14 protein-coding genes and 1 pseudogene are annotated in these 14,056 nt (G+C 71.0%); 10 read left to right on the top strand and 5 right to left on the bottom strand.

Annotation, left to right across the window (positions count from 1 at the left end; all coding sequences use genetic code 11):
- Positions 1-359: 359 nt before the first annotated feature.
- Complete coding sequence (locus SACE_RS07560) at positions 360-1,307, top strand: DUF3048 domain-containing protein (protein ID WP_011873390.1); 948 nt, start codon at positions 360-362, stop codon at positions 1,305-1,307.
- A gap of 148 nt (positions 1,308-1,455) precedes the next feature.
- Here the strand turns inward: SACE_RS07560 and SACE_RS07570 are convergent.
- Positions 1,456-3,003 (bottom strand): annotated as a pseudogene (locus tag SACE_RS07570) (amidohydrolase).
- Positions 3,004-3,052: 49 nt separating this feature from the next.
- Complete coding sequence (locus SACE_RS07575; RefSeq protein ID WP_231849941.1) at positions 3,053-3,955, bottom strand: endonuclease/exonuclease/phosphatase family protein; 903 nt, start codon at positions 3,953-3,955, stop codon at positions 3,053-3,055.
- A gap of 164 nt (positions 3,956-4,119) precedes the next feature.
- Between SACE_RS07575 and mshB the strand changes: the two genes are divergently transcribed.
- Together mshB and SACE_RS07585 are read left to right on the top strand one after the other, a co-directional pair.
- Positions 4,120-4,944, top strand: coding sequence for an N-acetyl-1-D-myo-inositol-2-amino-2-deoxy-alpha-D-glucopyranoside deacetylase (gene mshB, locus SACE_RS07580; protein ID WP_009948198.1), 825 nt, complete (start codon positions 4,120-4,122; stop codon positions 4,942-4,944).
- A 143-nt stretch (positions 4,945-5,087) separates the two neighbouring features.
- Positions 5,088-5,900, top strand: coding sequence for a phosphatidylinositol-specific phospholipase C/glycerophosphodiester phosphodiesterase family protein (locus tag SACE_RS07585; RefSeq protein WP_009948196.1), 813 nt, complete (start codon positions 5,088-5,090; stop codon positions 5,898-5,900).
- On the opposite strand, the gene SACE_RS07590 is transcribed toward SACE_RS07585, so the two are convergent.
- Both SACE_RS07590 and SACE_RS07595 read right to left on the bottom strand, forming a co-directional pair.
- Entirely contained in the window at positions 5,890-6,075 is a 186-nt protein-coding gene (locus SACE_RS07590; RefSeq protein ID WP_009948194.1) for a DUF397 domain-containing protein, read from the bottom strand. The two genes, SACE_RS07585 and SACE_RS07590, sit on opposite strands and share 11 nt — an antisense overlap.
- A gap of 17 nt (positions 6,076-6,092) precedes the next feature.
- Positions 6,093-6,923 carry a helix-turn-helix domain-containing protein gene (locus tag SACE_RS07595; protein WP_009948193.1) on the bottom strand — a complete coding sequence of 277 codons (831 nt, stop codon included), beginning with the start codon at positions 6,921-6,923 and terminating at the stop codon, positions 6,093-6,095.
- A 172-nt stretch (positions 6,924-7,095) separates the two neighbouring features.
- On the opposite strand from SACE_RS07595, the gene SACE_RS07600 reads away from it, so the two are divergent.
- Positions 7,096-7,308, top strand: a complete 213-nt coding sequence (locus SACE_RS07600) for a hypothetical protein (protein WP_009948192.1) — start codon at positions 7,096-7,098, stop codon at positions 7,306-7,308.
- A gap of 36 nt (positions 7,309-7,344) precedes the next feature.
- On the opposite strand, the gene SACE_RS07605 is transcribed toward SACE_RS07600, so the two are convergent.
- Complete coding sequence (locus SACE_RS07605; protein WP_009948191.1) at positions 7,345-8,067, bottom strand: GntR family transcriptional regulator; 723 nt, start codon at positions 8,065-8,067, stop codon at positions 7,345-7,347.
- A 160-nt stretch (positions 8,068-8,227) separates the two neighbouring features.
- Here SACE_RS07605 and SACE_RS07610 point away from each other — a divergent pair, with 160 nt between their 5' ends.
- The 6 genes from SACE_RS07610 to SACE_RS07635 all read left to right on the top strand — a co-directional run bounded on the left by SACE_RS07610 (position 8,228) and on the right by SACE_RS07635 (position 13,915).
- Complete coding sequence (locus SACE_RS07610) at positions 8,228-9,448, top strand: NRAMP family divalent metal transporter (RefSeq protein WP_009948189.1); 1,221 nt, start codon at positions 8,228-8,230, stop codon at positions 9,446-9,448.
- 12 nt (positions 9,449-9,460) lie between these two features.
- A complete protein-coding gene (locus SACE_RS07615; RefSeq protein ID WP_009948188.1) occupies positions 9,461-10,225 on the top strand; it encodes a LamB/YcsF family protein in 765 nt (254 codons plus the stop codon).
- Between the two features lie 6 nt (positions 10,226-10,231).
- Positions 10,232-10,843 (top strand): 5-oxoprolinase subunit B family protein, encoded by a 612-nt coding sequence (locus SACE_RS07620; protein ID WP_009948187.1) that lies wholly within the window; start codon positions 10,232-10,234, stop codon positions 10,841-10,843.
- A 2-nt stretch (positions 10,844-10,845) separates the two neighbouring features.
- Positions 10,846-11,715: a 5-oxoprolinase subunit C family protein gene (locus SACE_RS07625; protein WP_009948186.1), complete on the top strand. Its 870-nt coding sequence runs from the start codon at positions 10,846-10,848 to the stop codon at positions 11,713-11,715.
- Positions 11,716-11,801: 86 nt separating this feature from the next.
- Positions 11,802-12,632 (top strand): putative hydro-lyase, encoded by an 831-nt coding sequence (locus tag SACE_RS07630; RefSeq protein ID WP_269453543.1) that lies wholly within the window; start codon positions 11,802-11,804, stop codon positions 12,630-12,632.
- 557 nt (positions 12,633-13,189) lie between these two features.
- Positions 13,190-13,915, top strand: coding sequence for a RodZ family helix-turn-helix domain-containing protein (locus SACE_RS07635; RefSeq protein ID WP_011873393.1), 726 nt, complete (start codon positions 13,190-13,192; stop codon positions 13,913-13,915).
- Positions 13,916-14,056: the final 141 nt, after the last annotated feature.

Raw genomic sequence — 14,056 nt, forward strand, 5'->3', positions numbered from 1 at the left:
GGCCGGGCGCGGAGTCCGGCCCGAGGGGGATCGACTCCGGAGCGGAGGCGGGCAGGGGCGGACCTGCGGGCCGGGCGGACCTGCGGGCTGGGGCGGATCGGAGTGCTTGGGCGGACGCAAAACCGGTCCCGGCACCGCGCCGGCTCGCCGGTCAGCCGCCATGCCACCTCCGGCTCCGGACCCGGTCACGCAGGCGCAGCGCCGCCGAACCGGATATCCCGGACAAGTCGCCGCCGCTCCTTCACCCTTGCGCCCAACCGGACCTATCCAGGCGGACCGCTCCGGAGGGAAGCTACTGCGATCACGCTGATCCGCCGGGGCGCTGGGGAGGGCTTATGCGGCGGCCATGGCTTTCGCGAGTGCTGGGTGTCCTGACGGCGACCGCGCTGCTGCTCGTCGGCGGCGTGGTCGCCCAGCGCACCGCCACGCTCCCGCGCGTCGCGCCCGCCGCTCCGCCGCCGGCCCCGGCGGCGCAGCCGGCGCCGCCTCCGCCGCCTCCGCCGCTGGGGCCGCCGGTCCTCGCCGTGAAGGTCGACAACGCTCCCGCTGCCCGTCCGCCGACCGGGCTCGGCGCCGCCGACGTCGTGTTCGTCGAACCCGTGGAGGCCGGCATCACCCGGCTGATCGCCGTGTTCGCCTCCGCCCGTCCGCCCGTCGTCGGGCCGGTGCGCAGCGCGCGTGAGACGGACCTGCGCCTGCTTCCGCAGTTCGGCCGTCCGACGCTGGCGTTCTCCGGTGCCGCGCCCGAGCTGCAACCGGCGATCGACCAGGCGTCGGTGCACAACGCGTCCGCCATCGCGTCGCCGAACGCCTACTTCCGCAGCGGCGACCGGAAAGCCCCGCACAACATGTACGTGCGCCCCGATCGCCTGCCGCCGGGTGACGGCTGGTCGCCGCGTGCGCCGCTGGTGTTCGGGCCGCCTCCGCCCGGAGGGGTGCCGACCACCGGCCAGGAGGTGCGCTACCGCGCCGCGTCGATGTCCTTCCAGTGGTCGGACGGGCGGTGGCTGGTGTCGATGGACGGGCGTCCGCATGCGTCCGTCGATAGTGGACGGACAGCCGTGAGTACCGTTGTGCTGCAACATGTTCCCGTGCGCGACTCGGCTCTCGAAGACAGCGTCGGCAACGTTTCGCCGTTCGCCGAGACCGTCGGTGCCGACCGGGCGACGGTGCTGCGTGACGGCATGGCGTGGGAGGCGACGTGGTCGCGTCCGGCGCCCGATGTCGGCACCACGTACACCACGCCGACCGGCGAGCCGATTCCGCTCGCCCCGGGGCAGGTCTGGATCGTGCTCGTCCCAGCCTGACGGGGCCGCCGGGCGAACGACCAATGGCGGATCCCAACGCGCGCCAGAACGCACGCTGCTGAACTCGCAGACGGTGTGGGATCGTGGAGATTTGGTGTCTGCAAAGGCAGAAATAGCTGACCGGCGAGTGGAGCCGCAAACTCGCCTCCTACGAGGTCGGGCGGCCGGAGAGGTAGGTGCGCAGGACCTCGATGTCGCCGATCTCCTCCGGCTCGACGGCTCGCGGGTCGGCGCTCAGGACGACGAAGTCGGCCTGCTTGCCCACCTCCACCGATCCGACCTCGTGCTCGGACCGGAGCTGCCACGCCGCGTCGATCGTCACCGCCCGCAGAGCCTCCTCGACCGTGATGCGCTCCGCCGCGCCCAGCACCACCCCGCGGCCGGCGGTGCGCCGCGTCACCGCGACCTCGATGTTGCGCAGCGGCTAGCTGGGTGTGACCGGGACGTCGTTGTGCAGCGAGACCCGGATTCCGGCGTCCAGCGCGCTGCGGGCGGCCGTCCACCCCTGCGCGCGTTCCCCGAAAAGCTCGCCCATCACATCGCCCCAATACCGCACGTGGGCGAGGAAGAGGCTGCACGTCACGCCCAGCTCCGCCGCCCGCCGGTACTGCCGGCCGGTCATGAGGCAGCAGTGCTCCAGCCGGGTCCGGTGGTCCTCGCGCGGCACCTCCCGCAGCGCCGCTTCGATCGCGTCGAGCACCAGGTCGATCGCGGTGTCGCCCTGGGCGTGCACGGCGATCTGCTCTCCGGCGGCCAGCGCTTCGAGGCACAGCGCGCGCACCTGCGCCTGCGTGTAGTTGCAGCAGCCGCGCTTGCCGGCGACGCCGAGCCGCCGCGAGACCTCGGTGTCCTGGTACGGGAACGACGCCGCGAACGTGCCCACCCACGGCGAGCCGTCCGCCCACAGCTTCACCCCGACGTCCCGGAACAGCGGCCCACCGGCCGGTCCGTCCACGTCCGGCCAATTGGACATCCGGTAGGCCCGCACCCGCACCGCCGGGTGAGCTTGCGCGTGGAAGAGCGGGCGGCTCGACGGGTCGAGCGCGAGCTCGCCGACCGTCGTCACGCCCGCCGCGGCGTAGGCGGCGTACTCGCGGGCGAGCAGCACCGGTACCTCCTCCGGCGTCACCGCCAGCGGCGCACCGGCCATCATGATCGTCGCCGGGATCTCCTCGGCGCGGCCGGTCGGATCGCCGTTCTCGTCGCGCACGAACCACGAGCCCGCCGGGTCGGGTGTGTCGCGGTTGATGCCGGCTGCCGCCATGGCGAGCGTGTTGCCCCAGGCGGAGTGGGCGCTGTTGTGCAGGACGGCCAGCGGGTTGCGCGGTGCGAGGTGATCCAGGTACTCGCGCGTCGGCTCCGGCAGTTCCGGCCGCAGCAGTTCCTCCCACCCGACGATGGTCAGCGCCTCGCCGGGTTGGGCCGTCGCGACGGCCGCTCGCACCTTGGCCAGCACCTGCTCCGAGGTCGGGCAGACCGGCGCCCGGACGTCGATGACACCGCGACCGCGGAACGACATGCCCAGGCTCGGATGCCCGTGCGCCTCCACGAAGCCGGGCAGCAGCGCGTTCCCGCCGAGGTCGACGACCTCCGCCGACGGGCCCGCGAGGCCGAGGACCGCCGCCCGCGTCCCCACCGCCGTGATCACGCCGCCGGAGACGGCGACGGCTTCGGCGGTGGGGTTCGCCGGGTCCATGGTGACGATCGGTCCGCCGGTGAGGACCAGTTCGTCGTTCACGGCAGCCTCACGCGAGCTCGACCAGCGCGTGGACCGGCAGGTGGTCCGACGGGAACCAGCCGTCCTTGCGGAACGGGTTGATCGCGGCCTTGAGCACCCGCACCCGGTCGTTGGCGAGCAGCCAGTCGATCCGGTCGCCGCCCTCGACCGGCTCCTCGTACCCGCCGAAGGTGCCCCACGCCGGCGTCAGCCGCTCGGCCGCCGTCTCCCAGCCGTCGGCGAGCCCGCCCGAGGTGAGGATCCGGTAGGACTCCGAGTCCCCGGCCCGCGTGTTGAAGTCGCCCGTCAGCAGCACCGGCAGCCCGGCGTCGAAACCCGCGATGCGGTCGCGGACCAGGGCCGCGCTGCGCTGCCGCGAGTTCTCCGACTGGTGGTCGAAGTGCGTGTTGACGTGGGTGAACTCGCGACCGGTGCGCAGGTCGCGGAACCGCACCCAGGTGACCATCCGGACCACGGTGTTGCCCCAGCTCGCCGACCCGATGACGTTCGGCGTGTCCGAGAGCCAGAAGTGGTCGTAGTCCAGCGGCTCCACGCGGCGGGTGTCGTAGTAGATCGACATGAACTCGCCGCGCCCGCCGCCCTCGCGGCCGAGCCCGATCCAGTCGTAGTGCGCCGGGATGTCGGCGTGGACCTGCTTGACCTGGCGGTAAAGCGCTTCCTGCACGCCGAGCAGCGTCGGCGACTCGGCGTTGAGCAGCTCGGCCAGGATCGGGCGGCGCGTGCTCCACGCGTCGGGGCTGGGCGGCACGGCCTTGGAGTCGTAGCGGATGTTGAAGCTCATAACGTGCAGCCGCTCGCCCTGGGCGGGGCCGATGAGCGGGCCCTTCGCGCGGGCCATCGCGTGCCCGGCGCCGACGACCCCGGCGACGCCCGCCAGGCCCGCCATGCCGAGCACACCTCGTCTGGTCACCCGAGATCGGGACAACAACGTCTCCCTCCAGTCCTGCGAACTCACCGGCGGAGTCTCGCCGCACCAGCGTGCCCGGCGTTGACGCCGAGGGGAACAGTGGCGGAAAACTCCGGAGCAGCAGGCGGAACTTCGCTACGCTCGTACATATGAGTGAACGGCGCCTTTTGCTGGTCCACGCCCACCCCGACGACGAGTCGACCGGGACCGGCGCCACGATGGCGCGCTACGCGAACGAGGGCGCGACGGTGTCCCTGGTGACCTGCACCAGCGGCGAGCTGGGAGAGGTCGTGGCCGACGATCTCGCGCACCTGCGCGGAAATCCCGACGCGCTCGGCGAGCACCGGCGCGGCGAGATCGCCGAGGCGCTGCGCGAGCTGGGCGACATCCGGCACCACTGGCTGGGCGGCCCCGGACGCTTCCGCGACAGCGGCATGGCCGGTGAGGACACCAACGACGCGGCCGAGTGCTTCGCCAAGGCCGACCGCGACGACGTGACCCGCGCGATGGTCGAGATCCTGCGCGCCGAACGCCCGCACGTCGTGGTCACCTACGACGACACCGGCGGCTACGGCCACCCCGACCACATCGCCGCCAACCACGCGCTGATGTACGCGCTGGGCCCGGCCGCCGACCCCGCCTACCTGCCCGAGCTCGGCGAACCCTGGGACGTGCCGAAGGTCTACTGGATGACCCTGCCGCGCTCGTTCGTCAAGGACGTCCAGGCGGCCGGGATCGAGGGCTTCGAGCCCTTCACCGTCCCGGACGAGGACATCACCGCCGTGCTCGACGGCCGCGACCACCACGCGAAGAAGCTCGCCGCGCTGCGCACCTACCGCAGCCAGGTCAGCCTCGACGACGGCGACTTCTTCGCCACGTTGGTGCAGGACCCGCGCTTCGCCATCGAGCACTACGTGCTCGTGCGCGGTGAACGCGGCCCCGGTTCCGGGCCGCACAACTGGGAGAACGACCTCTTCGCCGGTCTGGACTGACCCGGCTGCGCCGTTCGCCTCAGAGGTCATCGGCGGACGGCCGAAGTTCACCCACGAGTAGCCGACCGCGGATAACCTCCCGGCGTTGATCACCCCGATCCGCCGGGAGGTTTGCCGTGCGCCGGATTGTCCCCCTGTTAGCCATGTCGCTGGCCTTGCTGGTCGGCGCGCTACCGGCGTCGGCGGGCGCGCCGAGCGCCGTCACACCGCTGCCGCAGGCGCACGCGCACAACGACTACGAGCACGACCGGCCGCTCTTCGACGCCCTCGACCGCGGTTTCACCAGCGTCGAAGCCGACATCCACCTGGTCGACGGCGCGCTGCTGGTCGCCCACGACCGCCCCGACACCACGCCCGAGCGCAACCTCCGGGCGCTCTACCTGGACCCGCTGCGCGACCTGGTCAAGGCCAACGGCGGATCGGTCTTCCCCGGCTACGAAGGCGGGTTCCAGCTCCTCGTCGACATCAAGGCCGATGGCGCGGCGGCGTACGAGCTGCTGGACAAGATCGTGCGCGACCCGGCGTATGCAGGTGTTTTCACCCACTACGCCGGGGGCGAGGTCAAGCGGGGGCCGGTGACGATCGTGCTCTCCGGCGACCGCCCGCGCGACGTCATGGAAGGCCAGGACGACCGCTACGCGTTCTACGACGGCCGCATCAATGCCGACGGCGATCTCGGCATCGGCGCGGACGCGAAGCTGGTGCCGCTGGTCTCGCAGAACTGGACGAACGAGTTCTCGTGGGTCGGCATCGGCGGCATGCCCGAGGACCAGCGCGCGAAGCTGCACAAGATCGTCGACGACGCGCACGCCGCCGGTCAGCGCGTGCGGTTCTGGGCGACGCCGGACGCGGCGCTGCCCAACCGCGAAGCGGTGTGGCGCGAGCTGGTCGACGCGGGTGTCGACCACATCAACACCGACGACCTCGACGGCCTGGCGAAGTTCCTCAAGAGCTGAGGCGGTCGAGGAACGCCGCCCACGCCTCGTGCGTGAACGCCAACGCTGCGCCGTCCGGGTCCTTGGAGTCCCGGACGGCGACAGCGGCCCCGACGAAGGCGACCTCGACGCAGTTGCCGTTGCCCCCGACACCGGTCCGGCTGCTCTTCCGCCAGTGGGCGTCAGCGAGATCCATACCTGCCATCCCTTCGCCTAGTGCCCGCCAGCCAGGCGATGCACCAGCTTGGCGGAGTCACTGGTGTTCAGTGCCTCGGCACGCAGTCGTTCGAAAACCCGGGTAGCCATGGAGATGGCGTGGTCCTTCTCGACGTGCATGGCACCGACCGTGTGCTCGATGTACAGGATGTCAGGCTCGTCATGCTCTGGGTAGCTGAGCAGCGTGAACGAGCCTTCCAGACCGTGATGCGACTCCCTCGCGTGCGGGACGACCTGAAACGAGACGTTGGGCAGCTCGTTGATCTCCAGGATCTTGCGGAGCTGCCGCCGCATGACCTCCGCTCCGCCCACCGGCCGGGTCAACACCCGTTCCTCCACGATCGCGGTGAGACCGAGTGGTGACTCCGCGTCGGTCAGGCGTTGCCCCCGCCGCATCCGCGCTGCGATGGCATTCTCGACTTCCGCGGCGGTCAGTTCCTTGCTGTTCTTGAAGATCGCCCGCGTGTATTCCTCGGCCTGCAACAGTCCTGGCACGTACGACAGTTGCCACTCCCGGATGGAGATGGCGTCCTCCTCCAGGTCGAAGTACCCCCTGTTCTTGATCCCATACGCGTGCCACCAGGGTTTCTCCTTGGCCGCGCGGGCCAGTTCGAGCAGGTCCTCGTCGTAGGTGTCGTAGAGGTCCATCATCGAGCGCACTTCGTGCACCGACGTGGCCACCTCCCCGGTTTCCTTGCGGCTCAGAGCGCTGGTGGACATGTCCAGTCCGGCCGCGGCCTGCTCCTGCGTCATCCCGGCGGCCTCGCGGAGCCGGCGGATGCGGCGCGCCAGGCGACGGCGCCGGAACGGGATGGTCGTCGTGACCACGGGACCGACCTCCGATCAACGGTGATCGTCCAATGATCCACGCGGGAAACCAGGATCGGGATTCCCGATTCCGGTGTTCCCGATCGGACCGTTCCCGATTCCGTGTTCCCGCTTCTGGGTTCCCGTGTGGACACTCGCCGGTACCGCTACCGATTCCAGGGAGGTTTTGCCGATGACACCGCGCGTCTTCGGACTGGCGTGGCCGGACGAGAACGGCGAACCGGACGCCGACAACGTTTGCATCTGGGGCATGGAGCTGCCCGAGAGCGCCGTCCTGTACTGGCAGGACGACAACGGGCGCAGCCAGTTCGCCGTTTTCGAGTCCGTCGAGAGGGCGGCCGCCCGCTACGGCCGCGCCTTCAACCTGGTTCTGCACCGCCCCTGACGGCACGCGACCCGAGGGGTGTTGCCGCTACCGGCGTCATCCCTCGGCGACGTGCGTCCGCTGCCGGTGCTTGAGCGTGTAGGCGTGGACGAGCTGCGTCTGCGCCTTGTCGAAGTAGTCGTCCAGCCGCACGACCGCCGTCTCCAGCCGGCCTTCCGCGATCAGGTCGGCGATGTCGCGGTTCAGCTCCAGGTACGGCTCGTAGAACTCGCGGGGGTGCTCCATGACGTGGAACGCCAGCCGGAGTTCGGCGAGCAGCTGGTCCATCGTCTCGTTGAGGCGCGTGCTCCCTTCCAGCGCCGCCAGGGCGCGGTGGAAGTGCATGTTCGCGGTGCCGACATCCTTCCAGCGCTGCCGTCGCGCCGCCCGCTCGCCCTCCGAGACCGCCGCGTCGATGTCGGCGACGAGTTCGTCCGGGGCGTCCGAGGCGCGGCGGACGGCGCCCACCTCGAGGATGCGGCGCGAGCGGTAGAGGTCCTCGACGTCGTCCACCGACGGCACCCGGACGAACACGCCGCGGTTGAACTCGTGCACCAGCAGCCTCTCGTGCACCAGCAGCCGGAACGCCTCGCGCAGCGTGTTGCGCGAGACCGCCAGCGCCTCGGCGGCGCCCTTCTCCGAGAGCTGGGTGCCGGGTTCGAGCTTGCCCTCGATGATCCGCTGCCGCAGCACGCCGGCCACCTGCTCCGCCGCGCTCGTCCGGTCCAGCAGCCCCCGGTCGGCGGCGAGCAGGTCGGTCCACTGGTCCGTGGCGGTCATCGAGCTCCCTGGTGGTTGGTCTCTCCGGAGCAGCTTAACGAGAAAGTTCGGCGAAGGGTATTGCAGGATTGTTCAACAATTCCTATCTTTGCCAGAACCGCGGTGGGAGGTAGGCCACAGCACCGGCGAAGGTGCTGGTTGATGAGGGAGCGGAGTTCCAATGGCGGAGCAGACCGAGCAAGTGCCCAGATCCGGAACGGCCAAGCGGGGCGCCCTGCTGGGCGCGGTGTTCCTGATGGCCACCAGCGCCATCGGGCCGGGCTTCATCACGCAGACGACGCAGTTCACGGTGCAGCTCGGCGCTGCCTTCGCCTTCGCGATCCTGCTGTCGATCCTGATCGACATCGCCGTCCAGCTCAACGTCTGGCGGGTCATCGGCGTCTCCGGCATGCGGGCCCAGGATCTCGGCAACAAGGTGTTGCCCGGCCTCGGCTACGTGATGGCCGCGCTGGTGCTGTTCGGTGGGCTGGTGTTCAACATCGGCAACGTCGCAGGCACCTCGCTCGGCCTGGACGCGCTGGTGGGGCTGGACGCCAAGATCGGCGGCACCGTCTCGGCGCTGATCGCCATCGGGATCTTCCTGAGCAAGCGGGCCGGGGTGGCGATGGACCGGATCGTCGTCGTGCTCGGCGTGGTCATGATCGGACTGACCCTCTACGTCGCGGTCGTCTCCGGGCCGCCGGTCGGCAACGCCATGCGCCAGATGGTCTGGCCGGACACGATCGACTTCCTGGCGATCACCACGCTGATCGGCGGCACCGTCGGTGGCTACATCACCTACGCGGGTGCCCATCGTCTGGTGGACGCCGGTATCACCGGCCCCGAGCAGGTGAAGTCGGTCAGCAACAGCTCCGTGCTGTCGTTGCTGGTGACCGGCGTGATGCGGCTGGTGCTGTTCCTCGCGGTCCTCGGCGTCGTCGCGGGTGGTGTCGCCCTTTCGGGTGCGAATCCGACCGCCGACGCGTTCCAGCACGCGGCGGGCGAGATCGGCCTGCGGATGTTCGGATTCATCCTGTGGGCCGCCAGCATCACCTCGGTCGTCGGAGCCGCCTACACGTCGGTGTCGTTCCTGGTGACGTTCTCGCCGAAGCTGGAGCGCTCGCGCAACTGGCTGGTCGTGGCCTTCGTGGCGGTCTCGGCGGCGGTGTTCCTGCTGCTGGACCAGGCGCCGACGACGCTGCTGGTGCTGGCCGGCGCGCTCAACGGCCTGATCCTGCCGGTCGGGTTCGGCGTGCTGCTGTGGGTGGCGCTGCGCCGCCGGGACCTGCTCGGCGGGTACCGCTACCCGCGCTGGCTGCTCTTGATCGGCGTGGTCGCCTGGCTGCTCACGCTCTACCTAGGGGTGAACTCGGTGAGCGGCATCGTCGCTCTGTGGCAGTGAGGAGGGTTTGCGGTGGATCTCAACTCGGACCTGGCGGAAGGCTTCGGCCGGTGGGAACTGGGTGACGATGCCGCCCTGCTGGGCATCGTCACCAGCGCCAACGTCGCCTGCGGCTACCACGCCGGAGACGCCACCGTCATCCGCGACGCGTGCGAGCACGCCGCCACGCGGGGCGTGGCCGTCGGCGCACAGGTCGGCTACAACGACCTGGCGGGCTTCGGGCGGCGGTTCATCGACATCGCCCCGCGCGAGCTGACCAACGACGTGATCTACCAGATCGGTGCGCTGCGGGCGCTGGCGCGCACAGCGGGCGCCGACGTCAGCTACGTCAAACCGCACGGTGCCCTGTACAACGCGATCGTGCACCATCGCGAGCAGGCCGCTGCGGTCGTCGAGGCGGTGCGCGACTACGACCCGGACCTGGTGGTACTCGGCCTTCCCGATTCGGCGTGGCTGGAACTGGCTGAGAAAGCGGGGCTGCGGACCTTCCGCGAGGCGTTCGCAGACCGCGCCTACACCTCGGAGGGGACGCTGGTGCCGCGCCGGGAACCGGGCGCGATGGTGCACGACGAGCAGACCATCGCCGACCGGTGCGTGCGCATCGCGCGCGGCGAGCCCATCGAAGCCGTGGACGGATCGCTCATCACCGTGCGCGCGGACTCGATCTGCGTGCACGGCGACAGCCCCGGGGCGGTGCGCGTTGCGGAGGCGGTGCGCGACCGGCTCACCGCCGAGGGAGTGCGGCTGGCGGCGTTCGCCGCGCCGCGGAGCGGGTGATCGGTGATGCGGGTGCTGTACTGCGGCGACTCGGGACTGCTCGTCGAGCTCGACGACCTCGACGCCGTCCAGGCGCTCTACGCCGCGCTGTCGTCGTCGCTGCCGGAGGGCGTCACCGACCTGGTGCCCGCGGCGCGGACGCTGCTGCTGCGGCTGGATCCGACGCGGACCGACCCGGCCGAGGTCGAGCGCGTGGTCCGCTCGACGCGTCCGGGGCGCAACTCGCGGCGACGTGGGGGGCTGGTGCGCGTGCCGGTGGTCTACAACGGCGAGGACTTGGCCGCGGTCGCGAAGCTGACCGGGCTTTCCGAACGCGAGGTCGTGCACGAGCACACCTCGTCGGAGTGGACCGTCGCGTTCGGCGGCTTCGCGCCGGGCTTCGGCTACCTCTCGGGCGGCTCGCCGAAGCTCGAGGTGCCCAGGCGGTCGGAATCCCGGACTCGCGTACCCGCCGGTGCCGTCGGGCTGGCGGGCGAGTTCAGCGGCGTCTACCCGCGCGAGTCGCCCGGCGGGTGGCAGTTGATCGGTCGCACCGACCTGGAGATCTGGCGGGTCGACCGCGATCCGCCCGCACTGCTGCGACCCGGGGTGCGGGTGCGGTTCGAGGAGGTCGGGTAGCCGTGCTGGAAGTGCTGGAAACCGGTCCGCTGGCCACGGTCCAGGACCTCGGCAGGCCCGGGCTCGCCGACATCGGCGTCGGCGTGTCGGGTGCCGCCGACCGGGGCTCGCTGCGGCTGGCGAACCGGCTGCTGGGCAACGCCGAGGGTGCGGCGGCGATCGAGGTCACCTTCGGCGGCCTGGCGGTGCGGGCCGGGCGCGAGCTGACCATCGCCGTAACCGGGGCACCGTGCCCGATCACCGTGGGCGGACGCGGGGAGGGGGCCCACGCGGTGCTGCGGGTCGCGGCGGGAGTGGAGGTGCGGCTCGGCACCCCGCCGTGCGGCCTGCGCAGCTACTTGGCGGTGCGCGGCGGGATCTCCGTCGAACCCGTGCTGGGATCGCGGTCCACCGACGTCATGGCGGGTCTCGGCCCCGCGCCGCTGCGGGTCGGCGACACGCTGCCGGTGGGACCGGCACCCGCGGCGTTCCCGGTGATCGAGCTCGCGCCGGTGGCCCAGCCGCCGGAGGAGCTGATGCTCGAGGTCGTGCCAGGGCCCCGGGACGACTGGTTCACCGACGAAGCGCTCGACGTGCTGCTGACCTCGGTTTACGAGGTCACGACGGAGAGCAACCGGGTCGGCATGCGGCTGGACGGCCCCGCGCTGACCCGCCGCAGGAACGAGGAGTTGCCGAGCGAGGGCATGGTCGCCGGTGCGTTGCAGGTGCCGCCGGCGAGCAGGCCGACGCTGTTCCTCGCCGACCACCCCGTCACCGGCGGGTATCCCGTCATCGCGGTGGTGACCTCGGCGGACGTCGACAGGGCGGCGCAGGCCAGGCCCGGACAGCGCGTCCGGTTCCGCCGCGCCCAGGACAGGAGTGCGAAGCGATGAGCGGTTCTTCCGAGTCCCTTCCCCACGTCCACGCTGCAGGCGGCCCGGACGCGGTGGGTGCGTCGGGTGACGCTCCTGCGCCCGGCATCGCCTGCGCGAGCCCCGATACCGCCGGGAACACCGCCGCTGAGCAGCGAAATCCCACCTCTGCCATGTCACCCGCCGCCGCCCGTGCCGCGTTCCGCGCGGGCCTGCGAGTCCCCACCTCCGGATACAGCGCCGGATGGACGCAGGCCAACCTGATCGCGCTGCCGCGCGACTACGCCTACGACTTCCTGCTGTTCGCCCAACGCAACCCGAAGTCGTGCCCGGTGCTGGACGTGACCGAACCCGGCGAGACCAGCGCCTCGATCTTCGCCGGCGACCTCCGCACCGACCTGCCCGCATACCGCGTCTACCGCGATGGGGAGCTGGTCGAGGAGGTCGGCGACGTGACGGGGCTCTGGCGCGACGACCTCGTGTCGTTCCTCGTCGGATGCAGCTTCACCTTCGAAGCCGCGCTGCTGGAGGCGGGCGTGCCGGTGCGGCACATCGAGACCGGCGGCAACGTGCCGATGTACCGGACGAACCGCGATTGCAGGCCGGCGGGCAGGATGTCCGGTCCGCTGGTCGTGTCCATGCGTCCGGTGCCGGCTTCTATGGTGGCGACGGCCGTGCGGATCACGTCCCGCTACCCGGCGGTCCACGGCGCACCGGTGCACATCGGCGAGCCCGCGGACCTGGGCATCGGCGACATCGACAGCCCGGACTTCGGTGAGCCGGTGGAGATCAGGCCTGGTGAGATCCCCGTGTTCTGGGCCTGCGGCGTGACCCCGCAGGCGGCTGTGATGCAGTCCAGGCCGCCCTTCGCCATCGGCCACGCGCCAGGCCACATGGCCATCACCGACGCCCGCGACAGCGAGTTCCTGGTGCCCTGAGCGATTCTTGATGCCCTGAGGTTCTTGGTGCCCCGAGCGGGTTCCGCCCAGGTACGAGGGTTCGTCACCGCTGCGCTTTTCCGCCCGCAGCTCTGGTACAGGACGATCCCCACCCGAGGAGAAGGGTGGGGATCGGCGTCCGGATCGATGCGCCCGGTCGCCTCTCGGCGAATGGCGCGACGCGGCTCCAGCCGGACGGTATTCCGCGAAGGCGAATAGTTGCGGCCCGGGGGACACGGGGCGCATCGACCAGTTCCTCCAACGCCACGAGGACCCCGCACTCTTCCGCCTCCGCCGGTGACATGAGCCACCGGACCTGCCTTGCGCCATCAGGCCGTCTGTCTGCGCCGCCCGCCCCTGCGTTGGGCGCCCGCCCCGGCCTTGTGTCACGCACCACCCGCCCCCGTCTGCGACCATCGCCTCCCCTTGCCGCAGGCCGCCACCCCTGACAGCTCCCGGTGTCGTATCAACATCACCCGTTCGAGTTGCCCGACACAGGTGCGCAAGCGGTGCTTGACTACCCGTGATCCTTCTCGCCCACCTCTAGCGTCACCGCCATGGACTTTCGCGACGAAGTACGAGTGGGCAAGCACATCTACGGCATCAACGCCATGAGCTCGGCCGACGACGACCAACCGGCGTCGGTGGCCGTCGAGTTCACCGGTGCCGACCAGGACGGCACGATCGTCGCCGAGGGCAACCTCCTGGTGGCGGTGGGCGGACTCGCCGACACGGCAGCCTTCCTCGGGCGGACCCTGGAGGGCCTGGCGACCCTGCACGGCAAGCCGAAACGCGCACCGCGAGGCCGTTCGGCGCGAGCACCCAATGCGGGCCAGCCGTGGACGGAGCAGGACAACGAACGCCTCCGGACCACCTGGATGCACAACGGAAGCGGCGCCACCTCCGGCAGCGAGCTGACCGGCGACCTCGCAGCCGAACTCGGCCGCACCCGAAGCGCCATCCGGGCGCAGCTCGCAAGACTCGAGTGCGACCCCGACGTGCCCGGCCGCGTCCTGGCGCTCAGACCGACGCCGGACCCAGCCCCCGACGACGGTCACGCCCTCTCCGGCGGCCCCTCCAGCGCTGGCGGACGCGCCACTGACGGCGAACCAACCGCTGGCGGTGGCCGCTCCGCCGTTGGCTTTCCCGCGGTACCCGCACCTTCGGGCGCCGGTTCGGGCAGTGCTTCCCCCGCTGCCCGCGCTGGTACCTCGGGGTCCGAGATGGCAACGCCGGCAACGGCTGACGCTGCCTCAGTCCCGGTCACCGCGCCCGACACCTGAACAAGCATCGGTCGGCAACCACCTGGACGGGTGGCCGGTGGGCGGGTTTCCGCGATCGGCTATTGGGAATTCGTGCGCTGAATACCATTCTTCCGCAAAGGCGAATGGTGGGATTGTGGCGCACCGAAAGGAGTGTTTGGA

The organism is Saccharopolyspora erythraea NRRL 2338 (assembly GCF_000062885.1).
GTDB lineage: Bacteria > Actinomycetota > Actinomycetes > Mycobacteriales > Pseudonocardiaceae > Saccharopolyspora_D > Saccharopolyspora_D erythraea.